Origin of the sequence: Tropicimonas aquimaris (assembly GCF_042676185.1) — a bacterium.
Classification (GTDB): Bacteria; Pseudomonadota; Alphaproteobacteria; order Rhodobacterales; family Rhodobacteraceae; genus Tropicimonas; species Tropicimonas aquimaris.
Genome location: NZ_JBHTJT010000049.1, coordinates 120,339 through 146,950, shown reverse-complemented (window position 1 = coordinate 146,950; position 26,612 = coordinate 120,339). Strand labels below are relative to the sequence as shown.

Genomic DNA, 26,612 nt, shown 5'->3' with positions numbered 1-26,612 from the left:
ATGAGCTGGATGGCATGGACCTTGCCGACCGCCCTGTTCTTCATCGGGATCTTCTCGGCCATGGGCGTCCTGACCCTGATTGAGCTTCGCCATCCCGGCGGAGACGAGCGCCGAGGCGTCTTCGGGCTCACCACCACCCGGGGGGATCGCCTGTTCATGACGATCCTGGGATCGATCTACATCCTTCTCGCCGGGTTGGGGCTGTTCGGAATGCCACTCTGGGGGCCGCTTGCCGTCGCCTTTGCCTGGGCGGTCTTCTGTTTCTGGAAGGTCTAGGCAAAGATCGGAGACAGGATTTCGGCGACCCAGCCTCCCCCAGGGCCGCCAGCATTTGGAGACCCTATGCGAAAACAACAGGACAGCGGCACGCTCACAGAGGTCGAACTGGAATTCATGAACGTGGTCTGGGACATCGGCGGCGGAACGGTGCGCGATATCCATGTTGCGCTCAACCGCGAGACCGAGCGGGCCTACACCTCCGTCGCGACGATCCTCAAGATCCTCGACAGGAAGGGCTTTCTCACGTCGACCAAGGTGGATCGTTCGCTTGTCTATCGCCCGGCCGTGCCGAAGGCCGCCTATCAGAAGCAGACGCTGCAGAACCTGTCCAACAAGCTCTTCGACGCGACCCCATCCGCGCTTGTTGCCAGATTGGTGGATGATGATACGCTGTCAGATGAGTCCCTGGAAGAAATCCGCAACCTGGTGAACAGAAGGCTCGGGGATGGCGATTGAAGACATCCTGAACGCGTGGATAGACGCGAACATCCTGCTCCTCGCGCTGGTGGCGGTCTGGTTGCCCATGCGCCGGATTTTCGCTCATGGTCGCTTCGGCCAGGCGCTGATGGGGCAGGCCCGCGCGATGGAATGGATCTTCATCGCCGTCATCGTGGCGCCATTCATCGCCCGGCTGGCATGCACCCCGGCACCCGCGCAGCTCAACTTCTCGGATATTCTCCTTGCCCAGTACCTGAGCGGCAATCTGGAGATGAGCGCGTCGCGTTTCGAGTTCCTGCTGGGCCTCAGGACAGAACTGACCGACGCCTTCCTTCTACAGAGCGCGTTCTGGGCACAGGCGCTGCTGGCGTTTCTGGCGCTCGGTCTCATGGTGTCGGCGCTGCGCCTCGGCCTGGCCGCCCTGCGGCTCCGTCAGGTGCTGAGACGCGCCCACCCCTGGCGCCGTTTCGGTCGCCTGGAATTGCTGATCTCGGACGAAACCACCGTGCCGTTCTCCACCTGCGGGCTGCGCCGCCGATACGTTGTTCTCTCGGCGAACGCGCTGGCACACAACCGCGACCTGCAACTGACGCTGTCGCACGAGTTCCAGCATCTGCGCCAGTTCGACCTGCTGCATGAATTCGCGGTCGAGGCGCTGCGGCCGTTCTTCTTCTGGAACCCCGCGTTTCATCTATGCGGCCGGCAGATGCGGGAACTACGGGAAATGGCATGTGATCAGGCCGTGGTGCTGCGCCATCCGGTCGTGCTCGGCGGGTATTGCCGCAGCCTGATCCGGGCGTCCAACCGCGCTCGTGTCGGCCGGTCTGTTTTTGTGCCGGTCGGGCCTGTCGTCGGGTTCGTTGAAACGCCCCGCGGTCCGGCGCTGGACAGCCAACTCGGCCGCAGGATTGTCGCCCTGACCGGGCACACGCCGTCGCCGCTGGGGCAGCACGCCTGGAAGGGTATCGGGCTGCTGCTGTGCCTGTGTCTCGTGCTTGGCGCCGTGCTATTGCGGAGCCCCACCGGATGGAGTCACGATCGCATCATGCTCAGCATGATCGTCAACCTGGAACGGCTGGACCAACGCAACGCGTCGCCGAGCCATGTACCCGAACTGTTCGTGTCGGCCAGCGACGCCAGTCTTCCGTAAAGGTCGCCGGCCTATAGGCCCGGCAGCAGGTGCTCGCGCACGATGTCCTGATTGCCACCGAGCTTTGAGTTCTTGAGCGGCCGCATCGGCGCAACGACGCGCTCAAGTTCGGCGTTGTCGAACATTTCCAGGTAGTGATCCGCCCAGGCGAGTTCATGCGGGCGCAGGGTCTCCGTGCCGTCGAAGTAGCTCTGCCGCTTGCCGGAATAGGCCTCCGACTTCGCGCCGGTCTCGAGATCGGACACGGCGAAATCGACGATCCTTTGCAGCGCCGCGTCGCAACTGCCGCTCAGGTCGACGTCCCGGGTTTGCAGCAGGGTCGAGGAAAGGACCAGCGGCGTGATCGCGTGCAACTGGTAGTGCAGGGCGTATTTCCCGCGCCGCATTTCCTGCGGCAGGCCGCCGTCAGGTTCGGCGGTGCAAAGGAGCATCTCGACGACGTCGGCCGCCCGGGAAATGAGCTCCGGGTCACCCGTCGCGATCCCGGTAGAAATCACGCCGAGCGAGGACCATGCCCGCAAGTTGCCTTTCTGCGCGCCGGGAGTTGCGTCTTCTGCCCAGAAGCGCAGTTCCTCTCGGGCGGCCTCCTGCAGCCAGCGGTCCACGGCGGCGATGTCTCCGGGTCGGGAGGCGAAGTCTCGGACCTGGAGAAAAGCCAGCGAGATCCCCGCAAAACGCCCGCCGACAGAAATCTGCGCAGTGAAGGTCTGAAGGTCGCCCAAAGCGCCGGCATCCGCCCAACGCCGCAGTTCGGCGACAAGACAATCGGCGCGGTCCACATTGTCCGGTCGCAGGAGGATTTGGTTGGCCTCGGTCGACAGGTCACGGATGAAGTCGTCGACAGGCTTCAGGGCCGCGGTCACCTCGGCGTCGCCGTCCGGATCGATGTCGGACCTGGATTCGCTGTCGGCCTTGTAACGGCTGGCGAAACCGAGGCTGACCACCGGCTCGACCCGGACCCTGCAGGTTTCCGCGGCCGCGGTAGGCGTGTGAACTGCCAGGGCTGCGATGCCGAGTCCGAGGAGGGCGGCGAGGTGTCTGGTCATTGGAGCCTCTGCTGGTTGGTGGTCCGGAGGTTGGCCTGCGCGGCGAGCTCTGCACCTCATCCATGACCCGCAACCTCAACCCGACGCAACCAGTTGGCGGCATCGTCAGCATCGACGGGAACGGCGATTGTGACTGCAGAGGCGCGTGGACGCTCGAACATCGGCGAGACACTGCCTCCTTGGCCGCCCGCACGATCGAGTCGGCGCGGGCGTTTCGTTGAAATGGCGGAGCGAGTTTCACTCCATGTTCCTGAACAAGCAATGCTGCCGAAATGCCGTCAGCCGCGCGTGCAAGGCAGACAGGATACGACCTCTGATCTGGAGATTACGTTTGCAGGTTCGGCGCTCCCGAAGGTGCCAGGTCGATCACCGGTCCTGCGGCGGCTTCGGCATCGGCAACGTCATGGGTGACCATAAGGGCCGGGATATTTTGCTGGCGGATATGGTTGAAGGTGAAAGCCCGCATCTCGGCGCGGAGCGCGACATCCAGCCTGGAAAAAGGCTCGTCCAGCAACAGGGCGTGTGGCTCGGCCAGCAGCGTGCGCATCAGAGCCGCGCGGGACCGCTGCCCACCGGAAAGCGTTGCGGGATCCCTGTCGTAGAGACCAGGGAGCCCGGCCGCGTCCAGCGCCTCGTTGACGGCACGCCGCCGCGCTGCACGTCCAAGGACCCTTCGTGTCAGCCCGAAGGCAAGGTTGTCGCCCACCGAGAGATGCGGAAACAGGACCGAGTCCTGGAACATCAGCCCGACGCGCCGCGCTTCCGCAGGCAGGCCACGGAGATCCCGGCCATCGAGGAGAACGCGGCCCTCCAGCGCGAAGCCCTGCGTCAGATGCCCGCCGATCGCGTCCAGCAGCGTGGACTTGCCGATGCCGGAGGGGCCGATGATCGTGGCGATCTCGCCCGGACCGGCGACAAGGCTCGTCGGCGGAAACAGCGGGGCCTCGCCCCGCGCGCGGATTACGACATCGCGGAGTTCCAGAGTCATGCGATTCCTTCCGATGTCAGGGCGCGCCGGTTGCGGTGCATGAGCGCCGGGATCGCGAAGGCGGCGGCATAGGCGAGGAAGGGAAGCCCGGCCTGAAGTGTCGCATAGACCCCGGTGATGCGCCGGTCCGAGGAGGAGGACAGGGTGACGGCTTCGGTGGTCAGCGAGGCGACGCGCCCCGCGCCGATGAAGAGCGTCGGAAGGTATTGCGCCACGGAGACGGCCACGCCGATCGCGGCGGCGGTCAGGATCGGCGTGAGCAGGATCGGAAGCTTGACCGCGAAAAGCCGCCTCCAGGGGCCGGCCCCTAGCGATCCGGCGGCGCGCAGGTGCCGCGGGTCCAGCGCGCGCCAGGGATCGGACAGCGCGATCATGACATAGGGAAAGACGAAGAGCGTATGCGCCCAGACCACCGCGGCGAGATCCCCGGAGACTCCGAGGCGGAGGAAGGCCACGTTCAACCCGTAGAGAAACGCGATCTGCGGGACCAGGAGCGGCAGGTAGATCAGCGCGCTGGCCCAGCCGGCGCGGCGCGTCCCGGCGCGATCCTCCCCCTCGAGCCAGGCGATCGCCAATGCGAGCGCCGCCGCAGTGCTGCCCGCCGCGAGGATCACGGTCGTGGCGAGCGCCGCGCCCCAGCCGCTGCCCGGGGTGCTCCAGGCGCGCAGCGACCAGCTCTCGGGCAGCAGCGCGGGCCAGGGCCATCGCCAGGCCAACGACCAGAGCAGCAGCGAGGCCATCGCCAGTGCACCGAGCGCCAACAGCGCACCGGTGAACCAGGTCGCGAGCCGGAGGCCAGGCTCGGCCGTCACGCCACGGCCGCCCCGGCGCAGCCACCAGAGCCCTGCAGCCCTCACCAGCCGCTCCAACGCGAAGAGGGCCGCAAAGGCGAGCACCACCAGCACACCCTGCAGGAGCGCGCCAGCAGATGCGGGCAGGATGCGGGACAGATCGGGGTCGGAAAACAGGCGCAGAAGCATGACGGCGAGCGTGGGCGGATTCGACGGCCCGAGGATCAGCGCCATGTCCACCGCCGACAGCGCATAGGCCAGCACGACCATCACCGGCAGCCGGATCAGCGGCCAGACCTGCGGCATGATCACCTTGATCCAGACGATCCCCCGCCCATAGCCGAGCGACCGCCCGGCGGTCAGGTGCGCGCGCACCGGCAGCTGGCTGAGGGCGGAAAGGATGACGAGCAGCAGGAACGGCACCTCCTTGACCATCAGCCCGAGGATCAGCGCGCCGCCCCACGGGTCGTTGACCGTGGCCAGCATCGGCGGGCGGTCCCATCCGAGCACCGGGGCGAAGGCGCGGGCGATCCAGCCGGAGGGGGACAGCAGGAACGCCAGCCCGATCGCCATCGCCGCGTGGGGCGCGGCGAGAAAGGGCGTCAGGATGCGCCCGCCGGCGCGCTGGCTCAGCCGGCCGTGAACGGCGGCACAAAAGCCGATGGCAAGCAGCAGCGACAGGAGCGTTGCGCCGATCCCGGTGACCAGCGTCAGCCGGAGGCTCGTGGCAAGGCCCGGCATCTCCGCGAGTTCGCGCCACGGCGCCAGGGATATCTCGTCGGCGCCGATGGCGGGCAGCAGGCCGAAACCAGCGCGGCCGGTCTCCCACAAGCCGACCACAATCGGCAGCAGGATGCCGGCGATCACCCCGCCCAGCACAGCCCCGCGCAGCAGGAATCCGTCTCCGGCCAGGGATCTCATTTCGTGTAGCGTCGCGCCCATTCCTCGGTCAGCCGCGTCATCCAGCTCGGGTGCGGTTCCGGCAGGGTCGGGCCGAGTGACTCCAGCGTCGGCAGCGCGGGCGCGGTTGGAAGCGCGTCGAAGGCAGCGCGGGCTTCCTCGTCTAGCCGCGCGGGGTCGAGCACGGAAAACGACCCCATCACCTCGATGTTCTGCATCCTCGCCTGGACCGCCGGGTCGAGCAGGAAGTTCGCGACGACCTGCGCGCCCTCGGTATTCGCGGCGTTAAAGGGAATGGCCACGAAGCTCACGTTGCCGATGGAGCCTCCCTCGGGGACGAAGACCCGGGCGCTCTCCGGCAGCAGACCCTGCGCGATCATCGCCGCGGTCGAGGCCGGGTCGAATGACATCGCGATATCGACCTCGCCGTCGTTCAGCAGTTGCTGCTGCACGCTTTCGTTCTCCGGAAAGGTCTCGCCGCCGCGCCAGAGGTGCGGGCGCAGCGCGTCATACCAGGCCCAGAGAGGCTCGGTGTGCTCTGCGAATGCGGCGTCGTCTATCGGTTCGAGCAGTCGCGCCGGATCGGGCGCCAGCTCGAACAGCGCCTGTTTCAGGAAGGTGGCGCCCATGAAGTTGGACGGGGCAGGGTGGGTGAAGCGGCCCGGGTTGGCTGCGGCCCAGTCCGGGAAATCGGCCATCGTCTTTGGCGGGGAGTCGATCCGGTCGCTGTCGTAGGCGAAGACGAAGCGCGCCAGCCGCCAGGGGCTCTCCATGCCATCGACCGGCACGGTGAAGTCGAGCGATGCGGCCGCGCCCGGCGACAGGTCGAGGTATTGTGCATTCGGCAGGCTGGAGACGAACGGGCCGAACAGCAGGTCCTGCTCTTTCATGGACAGGAAGTTCGGCCCGTTGATCCAGATAAGGTCCACCGAGCCGTCCTCGTCCCGGCCCGCCGCACGCTCCGAGAGAACGCGGGTCACCGCCTCGGCCGTGTCGGTCAGCCGAACGTGCTGGACCGAGACGCCGAAGCGTTCCTCGGTCTCCTCGCCCACCCAGGAGATGAAGGCGTTGGTCCGGGCATCTCCGCCCCAGGCATTCCAGTAGACCGTCTGTCCGCGCGCGGCCTCGAGCGTCTCCGGCCAGTCGGCCAGTGTTGGGCTGGCCGCAATGGCTGCGGCAAGCGAAAGAAGTGCGGTGCGGAGCATTGGGGGACCTCGTCTAGCGATCGATCTGAACCAGGGCCGGCGTGTGGTGCGTCTCTGGCCGCGATTGTGAAATGGTGTCGCTCGGGGCGAGCATGACCCAGCCCTGGTACCAGCGGCTGAACGCCGTCATCACGCAGGCGGTTGCGAAGAGGTAGGCCAGAACCGGAAAGAACGACGGGGCGAGGCACATCAGCACGAAAACCGAGATCGTTTCGGCCCCCTCCGTCAGCCCACCGAGGTAGTAGATGCCCTTGGAGGGGTATGTCTCGGTCGAGATCTTCCGCTTGGCCGCGATGGTCGCGAAGGCCAGGAACGATGATCCGGTGCCGACGAAGGCGGTGATCAGGGCGGCGGCGGCAAGCGCGTTCGCGTCGGGGTCCGCAACGGCAAAGCCGAGCGGCACCAGCGCGTAGAAGGCGAAATCGAAGGCGATGTCGATAAATGCGCCGCGGTCGGTCGGTTCAGTGATCCGCGCAATCGCCCCGTCTAGCCCGTCCATCAGGCGGTTCAGCAGGATCAGCGCGAGGGCGAGCCAATAGGCGCCGAAAGCCAGCGCCGGAAGGCTCATGGCACCCAGGACAAACCCAGCCAGCGTCACCTGATCGGCCGTCACGCCGATGTCGACCAGGCGTTGCGCTGGGGGGTGGAGCATTCGCTGCTGAAGCGGAAGGATACGGGCGTCGATCATGCGTGCGTCCTGGTGGGCGACTGTCGGTCAGCAAGGCAGGGAGCTTGGCCGGCCGGCAGGTGCCGTGCCGAGGCCCTGGCTTTCGCCAGCACCGTGTTGAGGGCAGGTCTTTCCACGTCACAGCTCCCTTCAGCCATGTCCGACGCCGCTCCACAAGCGTCAGTCCCGAATGGGTCATAGCTCATATTCAGAGCGAGGGGTCTGATAACTGGCGCTCTTCCTGTCAACACAGCGTGAGACACTGCTCCGATTTCCTCGCGTTTCCGTTTGCCCGGAACGTCACGCGTCGAACGCCTTTCCAGGCTCCGGGTTCCGGTCCGTTGCGTTCTTGTGTCCTGCATGTTCGGAGCTTGCTCTCTTCGGGGTTCGTTGCCCGGTTCCGGTCCACTTTAGGTGTTTGCTGGAGTGCTACCACAGCGTGGTCCCGGCGAAACACCGTGAGTCTTCAGCTCAAAGGGTGAACCGGGCGGTCTCGAAATCACGAAGTCACGGGCCCCGAGCATTCTCGGACTCCAAGTGGTGACGGCCTCTCCCCGAAAACGGTCACAAGGGTCACGTCCGCGATCGATTCGAGATCCGCAGCCGTGGCGCCGGCTCTTGCGCGCAGCATCATGCCCCGCGCAACGGCGGCCAGCATTCCCGCGAGCGCGCGGGCGTTGTCCGGGGTGTCGGCGCCATGCGACAGGCGCTCGTGGATGCGGTTCTCGAGGGCCGTGAAACGGCGGTCGAGCTCCTGGCGGAAGGTGTCGTTCGCCCCAGCCACTTCGGCCAGCACGCAGGAGATCAGGCAACCCGGCGTCTGGCTGTCGCTGGTCGCCAGCGCGACGACCGCCTTGAAGAAGCGCGCAAGGTCGTCTTCCAGCGATCCGGCCGGGCCGAGCGCCTGGCCGATCGGCCTGAGCCGGGTGTCGACGTAATGGGCGATCGCGGCGAGGAACAGGCCCTGCTTGCCGCCGTAATCCTGGTAGAGACTGGCGCGGGGCATTCCGGTCTCCCGGCAGAGCTGGTCGATCGAGGCGGCGTCATAGCCCGAGGCCCAGAACAGCCGCACCGCGGCGTCCAGTGCCTGGTCCCTCGGCACGTTCCTCGGCCGCCCACGCGGTCGCGTCGTCTCTTCGGTCGCCTGCATTCCCTCGTCCGCCTCTGAACCCGTTGCTGCAAAGTTAGGAGACATATTCAGTTCGCGCAATATCTCGGGTCTGCGGTTGAGAGATACACTCAGGCCGCCCGTGGCCCGAAGCGCACCGTCGGCGTCTGAGCCAGCAACTCCTGCGAATACGTGGCTTGCGGGCCGGCGAAAAATGGCTCGGACAGGCCGGTCTCGACGAGTGATCCGTCCTTCAGAACCGCGATATCGTCCGACATCTGGCGCACCACGGCGAGGTTGTGGCTGATGAACAGTGTCGTCAGGCCGAAGCGGGTTTGGAGGTCCTTCAGGAGGTTCAAGACCTGCGCCTGAATTGAGACGTCGAGGGCGCTCGTCGGCTCGTCGCAGATCAGCAGGCCGGGGCGGGAAAGCAGCGCTCGGGCAACGGCGATGCGCTGGCGCTGCCCGCCCGAGAACTGGTGGGGGTAGCGATCTGCGGCCTCCGGCGGGAGGCCGACCAGAGCCAGCATGGCGCGCACAAGCCGTTCGCGCCGGGCCGCGTCCGTCTCCAGACCGTAGAGGCGGAGCGGTTCGGACAGGATGCCGAGCACGCGATGCCGCGCGTTCAGGCTGGAGAACGGATCCTGGAACACCATCTGCACGAGGCGCCGGGACGGGTCATGGCGCGAGCGGCTGCGCATCGGCGGCAGCGGCGCGCCGTCGAGCATCATCTCGCCAGAAGCCGGCTGCACCAGCGCCGCGACGACCTTGGCCAGCGTCGACTTGCCGGAGCCGCTTTCGCCCACCAGCCCCATCACCGTGCCGGGCCGGACCGACAGCGAAACGCCGTCCAGCGCAGTGAAATCCTCCCGCGCGCCGAGAAAGCCGCGCCGTTCGCCGCGGAAGCGCACGGTGATGTCCGACAGGTCCAGCGCCGGACCGAGTCCGGTTCCGCTTCCCGACATCAGCCAGTCCTCGGCCTCCTTCGCGGCGCTGGCCGCTGCCGCCTCCTCCTCCTCGCCCGCGACGCGGGGCAGGCGGAAGCGGTCGAGCTTGCGGTCGAGCGGCGGTACGGCGGCCATGAGGGCCTTGGTATATGGTTGTTCCGGGGCGCCGAGCACCTGCGGGGTCGGGCCCTGTTCCACCACGCGCCCGCCGCGCAGCACCGTCACCCGGTCCGAGACCTGCGCGATCACGCCGATATCGTGCGTGATCAGGATGAACCCCACGCCGCGCGCGTCGGCGAGCCGCCGGATCAGGTCCAGCACCTGCGCCTGCACGGCCACGTCGAGCGCGGTGGTTGGCTCGTCGGCGATGATCAGTTCCGGGTTGGTGCAAAGCGCGAGCGCGATGACCACGCGCTGCCGCATGCCGCCGGAGAATTGGTGCGGGTAGGCGCGGATGCGGGTTTCGGCTCGCGCGATGCCGATCTCTTCCAACAACTCGATGGCCCGTTGCCGGGCGGCCTCGGCGCTGATGTCCTCGTGGGCCTGGATTGTCTCGATCAGCTGGGCCTCGACCGTCATCAGCGGATCGAGGCTGGTCTGCGGATCCTGGAAGATCATCGAGATGCGTTTGCCGCGCAGGCGGTGGGCCTCCATCGGCGTGAGAGCACGCAGGTCGGTGTCGTCGAGGCGAAGATCTCCGGAGGCGATCTCGCCCGCCGCGGGGAGCAGGCCCATGATTGCCGCGCCGATGGTGGACTTGCCGGCCCCGGATTCGCCGACAAGCCCGTGGATCTCGCCGCGGCCGACGTTCAGCGAGACGTCCTCGACGGCCGTCGTGGTGCCCTGCCGGTGACGGAACCGGACGGTGAGATTCTCGACTTCCAGCATCAGCGCAAACTCGGGTTGAAGAGGTCGCGCAGGAAGTCGCCGAGCAGGTTGATGGCGACGACGAGCACGACGAGGAACAGGGTCGGGATCCAAAGGATCCACCATTCGCCGGACAGCAGGTACTGCATCCCGATCCGGATCAGCGTGCCAAGCGAGGGGGAATCCGCAGGCAGCCCGACGCCGAGAAACGAAAGGGTCGCCTCCAGCAGGATCGCGGAGGCGAGGTCGACCGTGGCGATCACGAGCAGCGGGCCGAGGATGTTGGGCAGGATGTGGCGCGCCATGATCCGCAGCGGGTGCTGCCCCATCATGATCGCGGCTTGAACGTAATCCTTGTTGCGCTCGACGAAGACGGAGGCGCGCGCGGTGCGGGCGAAGTTCACCCAGAGGGACAGGGCAATCGCAACGGTGATGACGCCGAGGCGGAGGTCGTCGTGCATGTCGCGCGGCAGGATCCCGCGGGAGATGCCGTCGATCAGCAGCGCGGTCAGGATCGCCGGAAGCGCCAGTTGCACGTCGGCGATGCGCATGACGACGGCGTCGAAGCGACCGCCGTAATAGCCGGCGGCGAGGCCGAGCCCCACCCCGAGAACCAGCGCGATGGCCATGGCCATGCCGGCGATCGCCAACGACAGGCGCGCGCCGTAGAGGATGGAGGAGAACATGTCCCGCCCCTGGTCGTCGGTGCCGAGCAGGAAGCGCGGATCGCCGCCGTCCTCCCAGACCGGGGGAAGAAGCCCGTCGATCAGCGAGAAGGAGGAGAGGTCATAGGGATCGGTCGGTGCGATCCACGGCGCGAAGAGCGCGCCGAGCACGATCGTGACCGCTGCGATGGCGGCGAGGATCGCGGCGGGGCTGCGCGAGAACAGCCAGACCGCTTCGGATTGCATCAGGCGCCCCAGCATCACACGCTCTCCCGGACCCGCAGGCGCGGGTCGATGGCAAGGTAGAGCAGGTCGACCAGCAGGTTGATGATCACGAAGAAGAACGCGATCACCACGAGGTAGACGCTCATTACGGGGATATCGACGAAGCGAATGGATTCCAGGAAGAGCAGGCCCATGCCCGGCCACTGGAACACGCTCTCGGTGACGATGGAAAAGGCGATCACGCCGCCGAACTGAAGCCCGATCACGGTGATCACCGGAATCATGGTGTTCGACAGCGCGTGGCGGTAGCGGATGCTGCGCCACGGCACGCCGCGGGCGATGGCGAAGCGGATGTGGTCGGTGCGCATGACCTCCATCATCTGCGCGCGGACAAGGCGCATGGTGAGGGTGAGCTGGAACAGGCCGAGCGTGAGCGCCGGCAGGACGAGCGAACGCCAGCCCTCGACGGTGAAGAGCGACGAGCGCCACCAGCCGATATCGACCGTTCCGCCGCGGCCGTAGGTCGGCAGCCATCCCAGCTGCACGCCGAACAGGAAGATCAGCAGGATACCGATCACGAAGGTCGGGATCGACACCCCGATCAGCGTGGCGATCAGGATCGACTGGCTGACCAGCCCGCGCGGACGGAGCGCCGTGTAGACGCCCGCAGGAATGCCGACGATCAGCGATATCACCAGCGCTACCGTGCCCAGCTCCAGCGTGGCAGGCAGCCGCGACAGGAGCATCTCTCCGATCGGTTCGCGGGTGCGGAAGGAATAGCCGAAATCGCCCTGTAGCATGTCGCCGGTGAAGCGGGCGAACTGCACGAAGAACGGGTCGTTGAGACCCAGCTCCTCGCGCAGGCGTTCCTGGTCCTCGATAGACGTCTCGACTCCGGTCATCTGGCTGATCGGGTCGCCCACGAACTTGAACAGCGAAAAGGCGAGGAAAGCGACGGCCAGCATCACGAAGACGGACTGGACCAGCCTTTTCAGGATGAATGCGACCATCGCTCCTGCCTCGCCCGGATCAGTTGACCGTGACCCAACGCAGCATGAAGAAGTTGTCGGGGCGCTGAACCACCTCGACGCTCTCCTTCATCGCCCAGATCAGCGGCTCGGTGTAGAGCGGCACATAGGCGACTTCCTCCTGCAGGATGCCGGCAACCTCGTCGATCATCGCCTGGCGGGCGGCCTCGTCGATCTCCTGCTGGATCGGTTCGAGCAACTCGTCGATCCGGGCGCTGGAGAAGCCGCCGAAGTTCCAGGTGCCCAGCCGCTCGTTCGGGGTGTGGGCGAGGAAGCGGATCGGGTGCTCCGCGTCGAAGGTGCCGGGCGACCAGCCGAGCAGGTACATGTCGAAATTGTCCGACCGCAGCTCGTCCCAGTAGCCACGCACCGGCATCGCGTTCACGTTGGCCTCGATCCCGACACGCGCCAGCATGGACGCGACGGCGCGGCAGACGGCCTCGTCATTGATGTAGCGGTCGTTCGGGCACATCAGGCCAAAGGAGAATCCGTCTGGGTAGCCGGCCTCGGCGAGCAGGGCCTTGGCGGCCTCGGCGTCGAAGGCGGGCCGCTCGGCGTGCGCGGCGGACCAGCCGGACAGGCCCTCGGGCAGAAGCTGGCTCGCCGGTTCGGCGGCATCGCGCATGATCACCCGGTCGATCGTCGCCACGTCGATCGCCTGCGCCACGGCAAGACGGACGCGCGCATCGAGGAACGGGTTGGCGTCCGTGGTCTCCTCGGAATACTTCAGCGTCTCGTGGTCATGCCCGAAGCCGAGCATGATCACCCGCGTCTCCAGCCCCGAGAGAACCTTGAAGCCGTCGCGGGATTCCACCTGCTCGATGTCCTGCAGCGGGATCGGGGAGATGAAATCGATCTCGCCGGACAGCAGCGCGGCAAGGCCGGTGGCCGGGTTGCCGATGGGGGTGAAGACCGCCTCGGTCAGGTTGTGCTCGGCCGTGTCCCACCAGCCTTCGTTCGGCACGAGGCGCGTCTCGATGCCCGGATCGCGGCCGGCGAGCGAAAAGGGGCCGGTGCCGTTGGCGTTACGGGTGGCGAAGTTCTCGGCGTCGCGCGCGGGAAGCTCGGCGCCGTTGCCCGTCGCCCAGTCGGAGTCGAGAATCATGAAGTTGGCGATCGAGCCGGGGAACAGCGGGTTCGGCGCGGCGGTCAGGAAGTCGACGGTGAAATCGTCGACCCGCACCACCTCGGTCACCGGAGCAAACCAGGAGCGGACGTCGGAGGCTTCCGACGCGGCGCGCTCGTAGGAAAAGATCACGTCGTCGGCGTTGAAGGCCGCGCCGTCGTGGAACGTGACGCCTTCGCGCAGGGTGAACCGCCAGCCGGCGCCGTCGGGAAGCGCCACCCAGGAGGTGGCGAGCGAGGGCTCCACGCTCATGTCGGGTCCGCGGCGGACGAGGCCCTCGTAGATGTTGTTGAGGAAGGACAGGACCGGCGCGGCGTTGACGGCATGCGGGTCCATCGTCTGCGGGTCGGTTGTGCCGGCCCAGTTGAAACTCTCCGCGGCGGCCGGAAATGCGGACAATGCCGTGGTGCTCACAGCGATTGCCGCTGCCGAAAAGGTTGTTCTGAACATGACGCCCTCTCTGTGGTCTGCCGCGGCCTGCGGCAACGTGTCCGGGCACTTATCCATATTCAGAACCATCATTCCAGATCTAGTGTGACTGCTCCTCTGCCTGTGAAGAGATCGGCAAGGCCGGACCCGGCGGCAAGACCTCCGAGACGGTCGGGCAGTGCGGGATCATTGCGCTCCGGCCAGTCGCACTCGCAATCGACTTTGTGGAACCTGACCCGCGATGTCGGAGCACATCCCCTTCGGTTGATCAGCCGGACGGCAGTCGGACCACCTGATCCAGATTCCGGTGGGTTACCTGAAGCGTTGGCTTGGAGGTGTCTGCCGCGTCGAGGATCCGGATGCTTGGCGTGCCCTGAAGCGACACCGGCAGAACCAGGAACCGCACGAAGCCGGTTTTTGGCATGGTAGCGCTGGCCGTCGCCCGCACCGGCGAGTTGGCGGCCTCAAACCAGCTGTCGCCGGCGGTCACGACGGTGTCGTGGTCATCTGTCTGCAAGGTGAGTTCGCCCTGAAGCAGATGCCGGAGACCCGGCCCGGGGTGCACATGGCGCCAGGCGCAGGCGCCCGGCGGAAAGCTCACCGTATCCAGCCGAAGCAGCGCCAGTTTCTGGTCGATGGTGACCTTTTTGGCATGGAGCACGTCCGCGCCCTCTGGTGCCGTTCGGCTCAGGCTGAATCGAAGCCATCGGGCTGCCCCGCGCGTCGCGCGGATACGGGCGCGGCCCTGCAGGAAGGCTGGCGCAGCGGTATCCGAATGAGGCGCGCCCTCGACCTCCGGCATTCCGCGCAGCGGCCAGAGCCCTCCGAACAGGCCCTGCGCTTAGACCATTTGACCCGGACGTGCGGCTTCGCGCTGAAGGGAGAGGTGGAACTGGGGCATGGCAGGGCTCCTCGGTCGCAGCGCTCCGATGCTTAATGCGACGAAACGTCGTTTTGTAACAAATTGTCGATGTTTCTTGCTCGGGTTCGCGAGGAGGCTTTCGTGACCTCGCTTCCGCTGATCACGCTGTCGGTGACGGCGTCCGCGGCGCTTGTTCACCTTGGGACAGGATGGGGCTCAGCGGAGCCAGTCGGTCGGATCGGGTTCATAGCCATGTGCATGGCGGCGGTGCCCCGGTTCGAAGTTCGGGAATGGGCGCTGGCTTTCCTCGCCGTACGGGTCTCCATCCCGTTCCTCTGGCAGGCCGACGGGCAGACCAACGTGTTCTCGGCGCTGGATCTCGCGGTCTTCTTCAGCATCTAAAAGCGCTCCTGAAACGCCTGAATTGCCTTGGCAAGGTGCTGGCGAGCGCCGCGCCGTCGCTGCTGCGGACCGCCGTTGCATTGGGGCTCTCGGGCTCAATCGGCCGCGCCGCCGCGCTCGATCCTGCCGATCGATCAGGTCGCCCAATGGCTCGGCCTGTCCTCCGTATCGCCCCTGGTTCTTCTTGCGTCGCTGCTGATCCTGATCGCGCTCAGCCCGATCCTGCTGGTCGTGTTCTTCGGTGAATACGTCCACCAACTGTCGGAGTCTCTCGTGGTCCCGACCCGGATCGTGTCCTCCCTCTCCGTGGGATCGGCGCTCAGCATGTCGGCACCGCCCAACGCGACCGCAACGTGGCTGATTTCGACGGATTGCCGCATCGCGCCGAGCATGCTGACCTGGCGCTGGAACGGCCGTTTTGCTCTGCTGTGCTACGCGGTCTTCCTTTTTCAGCCTCGGATTCCTCGTCTGAGCACAGCCGTTAACCAGAGCGCCGGTTAAAAAATCGACAAAAAGTTGCGCGATATGTTTTTGTCGCTTAACCTTTCGGGGCGACCAAGGGAGGACACCATGATCAAAGTAACCAGACAGCTGGCCGCGGTTGCGGCCGTCGTGTTGGCGGGCGCTGCCGCCACGGCCGAAGAGCTCCGGATCGGGACGGCAAGTCTCGGTGGCGCCTTCTATCCGATGGGCCAGTCGATCTCGAATCTCGTGAACAAATATGCAGGGGACGGGATCTCCATGGTGCCGGTGGTGACCGGCGGTTCGGTCCAGAATCCGCGCCTGATCGACAGTGGCGAAGTGGAGATCGCGATCACCAACAACAATCTCGCGGCGCTCGCAGTGAAAGGTGCCGGCCCCTACAGCTCCGGGCCAATCGATGTTGGCGCGGTGGGCGCCCTGCATCCCAGCGTCCTGCACATGATCGTGCTCGAAGGTTCGGACATCCAGACCATCGAGGACCTCAAGGGCAAGCGGGTCGCGGTCGGGCCGGCGGGCGGCGGCACGCTCGGGTTCCTGAACTTCCTGCTGCCGCTGCATGACATGACGCTGGAGGACATGACGCCGTCCTTCCTCTCCTACTCGGACGGCTTCGGCCAGCTGGCGGACGGCAATGTCGACGCGGCCTTCGCGCTCTCCGGCTACCCCGCCGGTGCGGTGATGCAGGCCGCTGCCGGCAATGACCTTCGGTTCATCTCCTTCTCCGAAGGGATGCTGGAGAAGGCGCTCGAGGCGAATGCGACCTACCACTCGGTCGAGATCTCGGCCGATGTTTATGGCACCGCCGAGCCCGGCACGGTGATCGGCGTCAACAACATGCTGGTTGCGCCGAACTCGCTGGATGCGGACGTGGTGGAAAAGATCACCGCGGCGATCTTCGATCATCTCGACGAGATGCAGGCCGAGAATGCCAATGCCAAGCAGATCGACCCGGCCATGTCGCTCAAGCTCGCCATTCCGCTGCACGAAGGCGCCGCGCGCTACTTCAACAAGTAAATCGCACCGCGCGAGCCGGCCCGCGCGCCGGCCCGCGCGCCTGCGTCTCAGCGAGACACTCCCCATGACGAAACTTGCGGAAACATGGCTCGGCCCGCAGGGCGGGCTTGTCCGGTTGGCGGCCTTTTTCTTCGGCGCCTTTCACCTCCTCGTGGTGTCAGGGATGCTGACGCTCTCCACCATGCCGATGCGGCTGATCCACGTGATGCTGGCCCTGTGCCTGCTCTTCGCCACGCGGCCGTTGGTGGAACGCCTTGCAGGCAGCCGGCTGAACGCCCTGCTGTCCGCGATTCTGATTGTGGCCGCGCTCGGCGCGAGCTACTGGATGCTTATCCGCTGGAAGCCCATCGCCTTCAGTGGCGGCCTGACCGAGCCCGGGGACTTCTGGGCGGGCCTCGTCCTCATGGTGCTGGTTTTCGAGGCCGCACGACGCGCCGTGGGGTGGATCCTGGCCTCCATCGCACTGCTGTTCTTTTGCTACCCGTTCCTCAGCCCCTGGTTGCCCGGCGTGCTCAGTGGGCGGGGCTACAGCCTCGAGCGGATGGTCCTGTTCCTGACCACGGACACGCAGGGCGTCTACGGTATCCCGATCGGGGTGGCGGCGACCTACATCATCACCTTCACGATCTTCGGCGCATTGCTGTCGCGTTTCGGTGCGGGGGATTTCTTCTTCGAGATATCGGTGCGCCTGACCCGTGGCCTGCGGGCCGCCTCCGCGAAATCGGCGGTGCTATTCTCCACGCTGATCGGCATGGTCTCGGGCTCCGCGGCGGGCAACGTGGCTGTGACCGGAACAGTCACCATCCCGGTCATGAAGCGCGACGGCTACGCCCCCCACCAGGCCGGCGCCATCGAGGCTGTTGCCTCGACCGGCGGGCAGCTCATGCCGCCTGTGATGGGCGCGGCCGCCTTCATCATGGCCGAAATCGTGGGCGTGCCCTACACGCAGGTCATGCTGACCGCGCTGCTGCCGGCGCTGCTTTTTTTCGGTTCGGCCTTCATTGTGGTGCACTTGCAGGGGGTCCGTAACGGCATCGGCGCCTCGACCGGCATCACGACCGACGAGCGCCCAATGGCGCGCGTCCTGCTCGACGGCATTCCGTTTGTCGGCGCCTTCGCGGTGCTCATCGCGCTGATGCTATCCGGCTATTCGCCATTCAAGGCGTCGCTCTGGGGCATGGTTGCGCTGCTCGGGCTCGACCTCCTGAGCCGGCGTCGGATTGACCGGGACTGGTTCGAGAAGATGGCGGGTGGCATCACCGACGGCAGCCTCGGCGTCATCACCATCTCCGCCGCCTGTGCCGCGGCCGGCATCATCGCCGGCACGTTGGGTATCACCGGGCTCGGCTCCAAGATCGCGATCCTGATCGATGCCGCCTCGCAGGGAAGCCTGCTGCTGGCGCTGCTGTTCACGATGGTGACGTCGATCATCCTCGGCATGGGCCTGCCCACCACGGCGGCCTACCTGATCCTCGCCACGGTCGTTGCGCCGGCGCTGGTCAAGATGGGCGTGCCGGCGCTCACCGCGCATTTCTTCGTCTTCTACTACGGCTGCATCTCGACCATCACACCGCCCGTGGCGCTCGCGGCCTATGTGGCGGGCGGCATCGCGGGAGCGAATATCAACAAGGTCGGATGGACCGCCGCGGCCTACGCCACCACCAGTTTCGTGCTGCCCTTCGCCTTCTGCTTCGCGCCGGGTCTGCTCTTGCAGGGCAGCCTGATCGAGAACGTCGTGGCCGCCGTGACCGGCGCCGCCGGGATCGTCGCCATCGCCATCGGCGTCGTCGGCTGCCTTCGCGCGCCGCTCGACCGCCTGTCGCGCCTGGCCGCGCTGCTCGCCGGGTTCGGCCTGCTGTTCCAGGGCTGGTTCACGGCATTGGCCGGCGCGGTCCTGCTCGCGGCAGTGGTTCTGCGCGACCGCCCGAAGCCTTCTGAAATCTGACCTGCACACCACGGAGACTCACCATGCATCGCCAGTTCCGCCGCGTCGTCACCGGACATGACGAGACCGGCAAAGCCATCATCGAATCCGACATGACGGCCTTTCATTACCTCGAACGCCCCAACCGCCCCGGCGTGCGGCTCACCAACTTCTGGCTCTCCGACAGCACGCCGGCCGAATACGACGGGCCGACCGAGACCTGCGAAGGCCCGTTTATCCTGCACCCGCCACAGAACGGCAGCGTCTTTCGCTGCGTCGAGTTCCTGCCCGAAGATCCGGAGGTTTTGGCGAAGCTCGATGGAAAGGCAGCCTTTGCCGAAATGGGGGCAGGGGCCAATATCGTCGAAGGGGCGCGCCATCCCTTCATGCACCGCACGGATTCCCTCGACTACGCCGTCGTGCTGTCGGGCGAGATCATGATGCTGATGGACGACGAGGCGGACGACGTGCACCTCAAGGCAGGCGACGTCGTGGTCCAGCGCGGCACCAACCACGCCTGGTCGAACCGGTTCAACGAGCCCTGCGTCATCGCCTTCATCCTGATCGACGGCGTCACGCAGCGCGATGCGACGGAGGAAACTCGCAAGGGCATTCCCCCGCGCTAGAAGACGGCTTTCGATTTTCCGGGTGGCGCCTGTAGGCGCGGGCGTCGCCCACCACGCGGTTCCAGCTATCCCCTGGCGCCGGCCCCTAATTCATTGCGGGCCGATTTCGTGATTCTCCATCTCGTACGAGCGTGTTCGCCTGGTGCCTGCATGTTGTGCCGGCTTGCTCAGGCATGAGGCAGGTTGGGGGTGATCGCGCTTGGGCGGTTCGGCGGCGCCTGCGGTATCCCCCCTTCAGCTGTGAAAGAACTTTTCCCGTTATCCTGAGATCCGGGGTGAAGATTTTCTCTTGGCTTCACAGAAGCCGTTACCATAGTATAAAATACTAATTAAGTTAAATAACGTAGACCACCTATGTAAATATTAATCCTATTGCGGAAGTTGGTTCTCTCTCGGTCAATCGAATGGCGCATCAAGTGACATCAGAGATCCAGGGACAGGCTTCATGGAGATTCAGGCGGCGGACGGATCGAATGGCGCAGGCAAAGAGCCCATGGCCGACACCGCACGGGAGGGCGCCGGCAAGGAGGATCTCATTGCGCTGATCCGCGAAAGCGTCATGGGAGAGCGCGATGCAATTGCGGGTCCCTTTGGTCCGCGTCCTCTGATCTACGTCGATTACATCGCCTCCGGCCGTGCGTTGAGTTTTGTCGAGGACGTGATCCTTGACCGGGTGCTGCCTGTCTACGGCAACACCCACACCGAAACTTCGTACACCGGCCGCGAAGCCACCGCCCTCCGCGAGGAGGCCCGCCGCACGATTGCCGAGGCGGTCGGCGCCGACGAACGGCACGCGGTGATCTTTGCCGGCAGCGGAGCGACAGCGGCGATCGACCGGCTGGTGCGCGGCATGGGGATCGAGGAGCTTGCGCGCTCGGTCGCGCCGCCGGTGGTCTTCGTCGGACCCTACGAACATCATTCGAACGATCTGCCGTGGCGGGAAAGCGGCGCGGTGATGGAGCGTATCCGGCTGGACGCGGCCGGCCAGATCGACCTTGGCCATCTCGCCGACCGCCTCGCCGCCCACCCGGTCGCGCCAATCAAGATCGGTGCGTTCTCCGCAGCCTCCAACGTCACGGGGGTGCGGACCGATCTGCGTGCCGTCGCACGCCTTTTGCACGCCCATGGAGCGAGGTTCGTCTGCGATTTCGCCGCCGCCGCACCTTACCTTCCGATGCGACTGGATCTTGAAGAGGGGGATCCGACCGCGCGGATCGACGCCATCGTCTATTCGTCTCACAAGTTCATCGGCGGCCCGGGCGCATCCGGCGTCCTGGTGGCGGACAAGGCGCTATTCACCCTCGCGCGCCCCGGTGTCACGGGCGGCGGCACCGTCAGCTACGTCACGGCGGACCGTCACTGCTACGTCTCCGATATCGAGCGGCGGGAGGAAGCGGGCACGCCCGGGATCGTCGGCGATATTCGCGCCGGTGCCGTCATGGCCCTCAAGCAAGCCGTGGGGGCGGAAGAGATCGAACGCCGCGAAACCGCACTCGTTCGCAAGGTCGTCGACCGGCTGAGCGCGGCTCCCGGGGTCGAGATCCTCGGGCCGACGGAGTCGGACCGGATCGGCGTCCTGTCCTTCAACATCCGCGTGGCGGGCAGGCTGCTGCATTACGGCTTTGTCGTCGCGCTTCTCAACGATCTGTTCGGAATCCAGGCACGTGGCGGCTGCTCCTGTGCGGGGCCCTATGCGCATCACCTGCTGGAAATCCCGGCCGACCGTGCCTGGGGCCACGAAGAGGCAGTGCGGCGGGGCCATGGGATGTTGCGCCCCGGCTGGGTCCGGATCGGGCTCAACTATTTCTACGATGACGAGACGATCGACTATCTGATCGAGGCGATCCTGTTCATCCACGAGAACGGTCTGAAGTTCCTTCCGGCCTACGAAGCGGACACGGCGCATGGGATCTGGCGGCATCTGGACGCCGGGAGGAGGGAGCAGGCCTCTCTCGGCGATTTCTGGCGCGCGAAAAAACGAGCGCGGTGCGCGAAAATGGGGCAATTGCAGCAGTTTCTGCGCGAAGCGGAGGATCTGGCCCGGACCCGTCCCTTGCCTGTGCCGCGCTGCAGCGACCTCCTCCATCCACAGTACGAGGCGCTCCGGAACTACTGGATGCCTCAGGAGATGAGCTCTGACGCAGTTGGCGCAAATGCGGCGGCGGAGCTTTGACCCTTGAGAAACATTCCCGCATGCCGGGCCCATCCGGGATGCGCCCACACCTAAGAGACGTCCAGCGAGACGCGACCAACAGCAGGAGCAAGCCATGACCGAAACCGCGACACCGGATGCCGCCCCCGAGATTACGCTGGAGCAGCTTTCCGGCGCCTATGCGATGCGGGCGAAGTTCTACATGCACATGTTCGACGTGCTGCGGGACGAGATGGGCGCAGACAAGGCCGTGGAGCTGATCGGCGAGGCCACGTTCCGGCTGGGTGAAGACATGGGCCAGAAGCTCGCGCCGCACGGGCCAGCCAATGTCGAGGGGCTGACGGAGCAGTTTCTGGCCGGCATTCCCTGCCGCGACCACCTGTTCGCGCCCGAGCTGCGCAAATGCGACGCGGAGGGCATGGAGATCCAGTTCCACCGCTGCCCGCTCAAGGACAACTGGGTCGCAGAGGGTCGCGAAGGCGAAGAGCTCGAGATGCTCTGCCACGCGGCCGGCCGGATCGACGCCGGCATGTTCGGCGCCGCGGGCTTCGTCTTCAAGGGCGAGACCTGGAAGCCTGGCCGGACCGGCTGCTGCCGCCTGATCGTCGAGCCGGGTGCCACCGAGCCCGCCGAATGATCGCAGTTCCACAATAACCGGCAGCCCCGGGGAACGGGGCGCCACTTATCCCCATGACAGTTCAGCAGAGGATACAACCATGAAACTGACCCGGAGAACAACCGCCGCACTTGCAATCGCGGCCGCGCTTGCCCCGCTCGCCGCCCATGCCCAGGATTCGATCGTGATCGGGTACCAGCTTCCACTCACCGGAAACACCGCGCAATACGGTCAGGATTTCCGCGATGCCGCCGAGATCGCGCTGGAGAAGTTCAACGCCTCGGGTGCGCTCCCGGTGCCGGTCGAGATCCTCTACGAGGACAGCCGGTCGGACGCCAAGGAAGGCGTGACCATCGCGCGCAAGTTCGTCGACAACGACGAGATCGTCGGCGTTCTGGGCGATTTCACCTCGACCGTCTCGATGGCCGCCGCGCAGGTCTATTCGAAGGCCGGAATGGTCCAGCTGTCGCAGACCGCCTCGCACCCCGATTTCGCGAAGATCTCGAAATGGCAGTTCCGCAACATCACCACCCAAGACCAGGAAGGCGCGGTCAACGCGCAGTGGATGATCGACGAGGGCATCACCAAGGTGGCGGTGATCGCCGAGCAGACCGACTGGGGCCAGTCCGTGGTCAAGGGCTTTGCCACGCCGTTCGAGGAGATGGGCGGCGAGATCGTCTACACCGAGTTCTTCAATCGCGGTCTGGCTGACTTCCGGTCGATCATCACCAAGATCGAGGATCAGTCGCCCGATGCGGTCTACACCGGCTTCTTCTACGAGGACGGCGCGCAATTCATGAAGCAGATGAAGCAGCTTGGCGCCGAAAGCCCGGTCTACTCGACCTCGGCCGCCTATAACGACAAGCTGATCGAGCTGTCCGGCGACGCCTCCGAGGGGCTCCGGCTGACCGCCACCTTCCTGCCGACCCGTGAGGATGCGAATGTGCAGGAATTCGTCTCCGAGTGGAGCGAGACACACGACAACGCCCCCGGCCAATTCCCCGCCCAGGCCTATGACGCGGTCAACATCATGCTCGCCGCCGTCGCCGCCGCCTATCCGGAAGTGACCCGCGAGAGCCTGCGCGATGCGGTTGCCGCCACCAAGGACTTCCCGGGTGTGACCGGCAACACCTCCTTCGACGAGAACGGCGAACCGCTCAAGGAACTGACCAAGGCGACCGTGAAAGACGGAGCTTTCGTCGAACTCGAGTGACCGATCGCGATCTCCGGTCCGGGCAGTGCCGCCCGGGCCGGCCTCCGGAAGACTGAAGCAAGGACCTCGACGTGCTCGATCCCTACATCTTACAACAACTGGCCATCGGCTTGTCGCTCGGGATGATCTATGCCCTGATGGCGATCGGGTTCACGCTGATCTTCGGCGTGCTGAACGTGGTCAACTTCGCACATGGCGAGGTCTACACCATCGGCGCCTTCGCGGGGCTGATGGCCATCACGGCACTGGCGCCGCCGCTGTTCGTGGTGCTGTTCATTGCCCTTGCCGCAGGTGCGCTGGCCGGTTTCGGCCTGGAACGGCTCGCCTTCAAGCCGTTCCGCCGCTTCTCGGACGAAGCCTCGCTCAAGTCCCGCGCCATGCGGGAGGCGACGCTCATGTCATCCCTCGCCATGTCGATCATCGCCCGCGAGGCGATGGAGCTGATCTTTGGCTCCCAGTTCCAGTCGGTCAATCTCGAGTACCTGATCAACACGCCGATCCAGATTGGGCCGATCACCGTCGTCAACGGCGACCTGATCATCCTCGGCGTGACGCTGGCGATGCTGTTCGGCCTGCAATGGCTTCTGAAATACTCCGCCATCGGCCTGTCGATCCGGGCCGTGTCGAACAATGCGCTCGGCGCGAAATACTGCGGGATCAACACCGATCGGACGATCATCCTGACCTTCGTGATCGGCTCCGCCATGGGCGCGCTCGCCGGCATCCTGGTCGGGCTCTACTACGGGGCAATTTTCCCGGCGATGGGTTTCACTCCGGGTATCAAGGCCTTCGTGGCCATGGTCATGGGCGGGCTGTCGTCCATTCCCGGGGCGGTGATCTCGGCGATCATCCTCGGTCTGTCGGAAAGCATCTCGACGAGCTTCATGCCGTCGGTCTGGTCCGACATGGTGGCCTATGCCTTCCTGCTCGTCACGCTGATCTTCTTTCCGCAGGGCCTTTTCGGGGCGAGGAGGGAACGTGTCTAAGCCGCTTCTCATCAAGGGGCTTCTGCTCCTGCTCGTATTCGGCGTTGTTCCGGCCGCCCTGCTGGGCTTCGGCAAGGGCTATTATTACCAGATCGCGACGCTTGCCTTCGTCTTCATGCTGTTGGCGGCCTCGCTGCACCTCGTGACCGGGGTCGCCGGGTTGCTGCACCTGGGGCATGCCTCGCTCTACGGGGTGGGGGCCTATGTCGCCGCGATCCTCGGCGCAAATTACGGCATCGGCTTCACCTGGGGGCTGCCGCTCGCCGGGATCACCTCGGCCCTTATCGCCCTTCTCGTGGCGATCCCGACCATGCGCCTGATCTCGATCTACTTTGCCGTGGCGACGCTCGGGGTGGGTCAGATGCTCTTCCTGATCTTCCAGAACTGGATCGGCCTGACCAATGGACCAAACGGTGTGCTGCTGTTCTCCGGCATCGGGTTGTTCGGCTTCGAGATCGAAAGCGACATCGGCATCTACTACGTCGTGGCCACAATCGCCTCCGTCTCGATCGTGATCCTGAGCCGGCTGAGCCATTCCTACTATGGCAATGCCCTTCGGTCGCTGCGCGAGGACGATCAATGCGCCTCGGCCATGGGGATCAACGTCACGGCGATGAAGATCCAGGTCTTCGTGATCTCCGCTTTCTTTGCGGGCATCGCCGGGGCGCTCTGGGCCTATACCACAGGCTACATCTCGCCCAACGACTTCAACTTCTCCCAGTCCATTCTCATCCTCGCGATGGTGGTCGTGGGCGGGCTCGGGTCTCTGCCCGGGGTGCTGATCGGCGCCCTGCTGCTCATCCTGCTGCCCGAGGTGCTGCGCTCGGTCGGAGACATCCGCAACATCATCGTGGGCCTCGTCATGTTCGGCGCGATCCTGTTCCTGCCAAAGGGGATCTTCGGCGAGGTCTCGGCGCTCAACTTCGTCCGCCGCCTGCTCGGCGCAAGCTGGACCGAGGCGGACGGCCATAGGGGGATCGGCTGGAAATGACGGCTCTGCTTGAAATCGACCACCTGACCCGCGTCTTCGGCGGCCTCCGTGCGGTAGACGACGTAACGACGTCGGTGGAAAAGGGCGCCCTTTTCGGGCTGATAGGCCCCAACGGGGCGGGCAAGACGACCCTGTTCAACCTGATCTCCGGTTTTACCCCGCCGAGCTCGGGCGAGGTTCGGTTCAAGGGCGAACGGATCACCGGCCTGCCGACGCACAAGATCGCCCATCGCGGCATGTCGCGCACTTTCCAGAATCTCCGGGTGTTTCCGAACATGACCGTGTTCGACAACATTTCCGTCGGCGCACTGGGTATGCTCGGCACCGGGCCGTTCTCCGCGCTCTTCGGGGGTGGGGAGACGGCGCGGGAAATCTCCGAGCGGAGCTGGGAGATGCTGGAAAAGGTTGGCCTTGCGGACAATGCCGACGATCTGGCGGCCAACCTCTCCTACGGCAAGCGGAAATATCTCGAGATCGCCCGCGCGCTGGCGATGGCGCCCGAGCTTCTGATCCTCGACGAGCCGGCTGCGGGGATGAACGACGCGGAGACGGCGGAGCTTGCCCGGTTCATCCGCGGCCTCAAGGACGAGGGCCTCACCATCATGCTGGTCGAGCACGACATGGGGCTGGTGATGAGCGTCTGCGAGCGGCTGGTGGTGCTGGCCTCGGGGCGCAAGATAGCCGACGACGTGCCGGCCGTGGTCCGCAAGGATCCCGCCGTGCTGGAAGCCTACCTTGGAGGAGACGATTGATGGCCGACATTCTCGAGGTCAGGAACCTCTCCCTCAAGATCGGCGTTCAGGACATCCTGCGCGACGTCTCGGTGCGCGTGCCGGAAAAGGGTATCGTCTCGGTGCTTGGTGCGAACGGGGTCGGCAAGACCTCCCTCATGCGCTGCATTTCGGGGATCTACCACGCCACCGGCGGCGAAATCCTGTTTGAGGGCGAGGACATCTCCAAGCTCAAGAGCAACGAGATCGTCGATCGTGGGGTGCTGCAGGCGCCCGAAGGACGGCAGATCTTCTCCAACATGACCGTGCTGGAGAACCTCCTGATCGGCGGCGGGCCGCTTGGGCGCCGGGAACTGGACCATGTGCTCGCGCTCTTTCCGCGCCTGGAAGAGCGGCTGAAACAGCAGGCAGGCTCCATGTCGGGCGGTGAGCAGCAGATGCTCTGCATCGGTCGCGCGCTGATGCGCAAGCCGAAGGTCCTGCTGCTCGACGAGCCCTCGCTGGGCCTCGCGCCCAAGCTCGTCAGCATGATTGTCCAGCTGATCTCCCGGATCCGCTCAGAGGGCTATTCGGTGCTGCTGGTCGAGCAGAACGTCAAGGCGGCGTTGCGGATCTCGGACCATGTCTCGGTGATCGAGCACGGCCGGATCGTGATCGAGGGCGAGGCCAGCGCGCTCGCGGACGACCCGCGCATCGCCGAGGCCTATCTGGGCGGCCATGTCCATGAGACCGCGTGAGAGCCGCTGGCCGGGG

Annotated in this window: 26 protein-coding genes; 15 read left to right on the top strand and 11 right to left on the bottom strand. The window is 65.6% G+C overall.

Going from position 1 to position 26,612, the window contains the following annotated elements; all coding sequences use genetic code 11:
* The 3 genes from ACFQ2S_RS20270 (at nucleotide 1) to ACFQ2S_RS20260 (ending at nucleotide 1,867) form a co-directional block, all read left to right on the top strand.
* A complete protein-coding gene (locus tag ACFQ2S_RS20270; protein ID WP_386077320.1) occupies nucleotides 1–276 on the top strand; it encodes a DUF2160 domain-containing protein in 276 nt (91 codons plus the stop codon).
* A 66-nt stretch (nucleotides 277–342) separates the two neighbouring features.
* Nucleotides 343–735, top strand: coding sequence for a BlaI/MecI/CopY family transcriptional regulator (locus ACFQ2S_RS20265; RefSeq protein ID WP_089235532.1), 393 nt, complete (start codon nucleotides 343–345; stop codon nucleotides 733–735).
* Nucleotides 725–1,867 (top strand): M56 family metallopeptidase, encoded by a 1,143-nt coding sequence (locus tag ACFQ2S_RS20260; RefSeq protein WP_386077319.1) that lies wholly within the window; start codon nucleotides 725–727, stop codon nucleotides 1,865–1,867. The genes ACFQ2S_RS20265 and ACFQ2S_RS20260 overlap by 11 nt, the downstream gene beginning before the upstream one ends.
* 11 nt (nucleotides 1,868–1,878) lie before the next feature.
* On the opposite strand, the gene ACFQ2S_RS20255 is transcribed toward ACFQ2S_RS20260, so the two are convergent.
* The 11 genes from ACFQ2S_RS20255 to ACFQ2S_RS20205 form a co-directional block, all read right to left on the bottom strand.
* Nucleotides 1,879–2,913, bottom strand: coding sequence for an alginate lyase family protein (locus tag ACFQ2S_RS20255; protein WP_386077317.1), 1,035 nt, complete (start codon nucleotides 2,911–2,913; stop codon nucleotides 1,879–1,881).
* 325 nt (nucleotides 2,914–3,238) lie between these two features.
* A complete protein-coding gene (locus ACFQ2S_RS20250) occupies nucleotides 3,239–3,901 on the bottom strand; it encodes an ATP-binding cassette domain-containing protein (protein ID WP_386077316.1) in 663 nt (220 codons plus the stop codon).
* Nucleotides 3,898–5,613, bottom strand: coding sequence for an ABC transporter permease (locus ACFQ2S_RS20245; RefSeq protein WP_386077314.1), 1,716 nt, complete (start codon nucleotides 5,611–5,613; stop codon nucleotides 3,898–3,900). Before ACFQ2S_RS20245 ends, ACFQ2S_RS20250 begins: the two co-directional genes overlap by 4 nt.
* The gene (locus tag ACFQ2S_RS20240; protein ID WP_386077312.1) at nucleotides 5,610–6,797 is read right to left on the bottom strand and encodes an ABC transporter substrate-binding protein; all 1,188 of its coding nucleotides are present in this window, start codon (nucleotides 6,795–6,797) and stop codon (nucleotides 5,610–5,612) included. Before ACFQ2S_RS20240 ends, ACFQ2S_RS20245 begins: the two co-directional genes overlap by 4 nt.
* 13 nt (nucleotides 6,798–6,810) lie before the next feature.
* Entirely contained in the window at nucleotides 6,811–7,485 is a 675-nt protein-coding gene (locus ACFQ2S_RS20235; RefSeq protein ID WP_386077311.1) for a CDP-alcohol phosphatidyltransferase family protein, read from the bottom strand.
* 478 nt (nucleotides 7,486–7,963) lie between these two features.
* Nucleotides 7,964–8,614, bottom strand: a complete 651-nt coding sequence (locus ACFQ2S_RS20230; protein ID WP_386077309.1) for a TetR/AcrR family transcriptional regulator — start codon at nucleotides 8,612–8,614, stop codon at nucleotides 7,964–7,966.
* 89 nt (nucleotides 8,615–8,703) lie between these two features.
* Nucleotides 8,704–10,407 carry a dipeptide ABC transporter ATP-binding protein gene (locus ACFQ2S_RS20225; protein ID WP_386077307.1) on the bottom strand — a complete coding sequence of 568 codons (1,704 nt, stop codon included), beginning with the start codon at nucleotides 10,405–10,407 and terminating at the stop codon, nucleotides 8,704–8,706.
* The gene (locus ACFQ2S_RS20220; RefSeq protein WP_386077305.1) at nucleotides 10,407–11,312 is read right to left on the bottom strand and encodes an ABC transporter permease; all 906 of its coding nucleotides are present in this window, start codon (nucleotides 11,310–11,312) and stop codon (nucleotides 10,407–10,409) included. Before ACFQ2S_RS20220 ends, ACFQ2S_RS20225 begins: the two co-directional genes overlap by 1 nt.
* A complete protein-coding gene (locus ACFQ2S_RS20215; protein ID WP_386077303.1) occupies nucleotides 11,312–12,286 on the bottom strand; it encodes an ABC transporter permease in 975 nt (324 codons plus the stop codon). The genes ACFQ2S_RS20220 and ACFQ2S_RS20215 overlap by 1 nt, the downstream gene beginning before the upstream one ends.
* Nucleotides 12,287–12,305: 19 nt before the next feature.
* Nucleotides 12,306–13,880, bottom strand: coding sequence for an ABC transporter substrate-binding protein (locus tag ACFQ2S_RS20210; RefSeq protein ID WP_386077301.1), 1,575 nt, complete (start codon nucleotides 13,878–13,880; stop codon nucleotides 12,306–12,308).
* 247 nt (nucleotides 13,881–14,127) lie between these two features.
* Nucleotides 14,128–14,661, bottom strand: coding sequence for a cupin domain-containing protein (locus tag ACFQ2S_RS20205; RefSeq protein ID WP_386077299.1), 534 nt, complete (start codon nucleotides 14,659–14,661; stop codon nucleotides 14,128–14,130).
* A gap of 201 nt (nucleotides 14,662–14,862) precedes the next feature.
* Between ACFQ2S_RS20205 and ACFQ2S_RS20200 the strand changes: the two genes are divergently transcribed.
* The 12 genes from ACFQ2S_RS20200 to ACFQ2S_RS20145 all read left to right on the top strand — a co-directional run bounded on the left by ACFQ2S_RS20200 (nucleotide 14,863) and on the right by ACFQ2S_RS20145 (nucleotide 26,596).
* On the top strand, nucleotides 14,863–15,123 hold the full coding sequence (locus ACFQ2S_RS20200) for a hypothetical protein (RefSeq protein ID WP_386077298.1): 261 nt from the start codon (nucleotides 14,863–14,865) through the stop codon (nucleotides 15,121–15,123).
* Between the two features lie 75 nt (nucleotides 15,124–15,198).
* Nucleotides 15,199–15,624 (top strand): hypothetical protein, encoded by a 426-nt coding sequence (locus ACFQ2S_RS20195; protein ID WP_386077296.1) that lies wholly within the window; start codon nucleotides 15,199–15,201, stop codon nucleotides 15,622–15,624.
* Nucleotides 15,625–15,693: 69 nt separating this feature from the next.
* Nucleotides 15,694–16,620, top strand: coding sequence for a TAXI family TRAP transporter solute-binding subunit (locus tag ACFQ2S_RS20190; protein WP_386077295.1), 927 nt, complete (start codon nucleotides 15,694–15,696; stop codon nucleotides 16,618–16,620).
* A gap of 64 nt (nucleotides 16,621–16,684) precedes the next feature.
* A complete protein-coding gene (locus ACFQ2S_RS20185; protein ID WP_386077294.1) occupies nucleotides 16,685–18,565 on the top strand; it encodes a TRAP transporter permease in 1,881 nt (626 codons plus the stop codon).
* A gap of 23 nt (nucleotides 18,566–18,588) precedes the next feature.
* Nucleotides 18,589–19,170, top strand: coding sequence for a cupin domain-containing protein (locus ACFQ2S_RS20180; RefSeq protein ID WP_386077292.1), 582 nt, complete (start codon nucleotides 18,589–18,591; stop codon nucleotides 19,168–19,170).
* Nucleotides 19,171–19,663: 493 nt separating this feature from the next.
* Nucleotides 19,664–21,343: an aminotransferase class V-fold PLP-dependent enzyme gene (locus tag ACFQ2S_RS20175; protein WP_386077291.1), complete on the top strand. Its 1,680-nt coding sequence runs from the start codon at nucleotides 19,664–19,666 to the stop codon at nucleotides 21,341–21,343.
* 94 nt (nucleotides 21,344–21,437) lie between these two features.
* Nucleotides 21,438–21,959 carry an L-2-amino-thiazoline-4-carboxylic acid hydrolase gene (locus tag ACFQ2S_RS20170; protein WP_386077290.1) on the top strand — a complete coding sequence of 174 codons (522 nt, stop codon included), beginning with the start codon at nucleotides 21,438–21,440 and terminating at the stop codon, nucleotides 21,957–21,959.
* Between the two features lie 79 nt (nucleotides 21,960–22,038).
* A complete protein-coding gene (locus ACFQ2S_RS20165) occupies nucleotides 22,039–23,151 on the top strand; it encodes an ABC transporter substrate-binding protein (protein WP_386077288.1) in 1,113 nt (370 codons plus the stop codon).
* Nucleotides 23,152–23,222: 71 nt separating this feature from the next.
* Nucleotides 23,223–24,137, top strand: coding sequence for a branched-chain amino acid ABC transporter permease (locus ACFQ2S_RS20160; protein WP_386077286.1), 915 nt, complete (start codon nucleotides 23,223–23,225; stop codon nucleotides 24,135–24,137).
* Nucleotides 24,130–25,128, top strand: a complete 999-nt coding sequence (locus ACFQ2S_RS20155) for a branched-chain amino acid ABC transporter permease (RefSeq protein WP_386077284.1) — start codon at nucleotides 24,130–24,132, stop codon at nucleotides 25,126–25,128. Before ACFQ2S_RS20160 ends, ACFQ2S_RS20155 begins: the two co-directional genes overlap by 8 nt.
* On the top strand, nucleotides 25,125–25,880 hold the full coding sequence (locus tag ACFQ2S_RS20150) for an ABC transporter ATP-binding protein (protein ID WP_386077283.1): 756 nt from the start codon (nucleotides 25,125–25,127) through the stop codon (nucleotides 25,878–25,880). The genes ACFQ2S_RS20155 and ACFQ2S_RS20150 overlap by 4 nt, the downstream gene beginning before the upstream one ends.
* A complete protein-coding gene (locus ACFQ2S_RS20145) occupies nucleotides 25,880–26,596 on the top strand; it encodes an ABC transporter ATP-binding protein (protein ID WP_386077281.1) in 717 nt (238 codons plus the stop codon). Before ACFQ2S_RS20150 ends, ACFQ2S_RS20145 begins: the two co-directional genes overlap by 1 nt.
* Nucleotides 26,597–26,612: the final 16 nt, after the last annotated feature.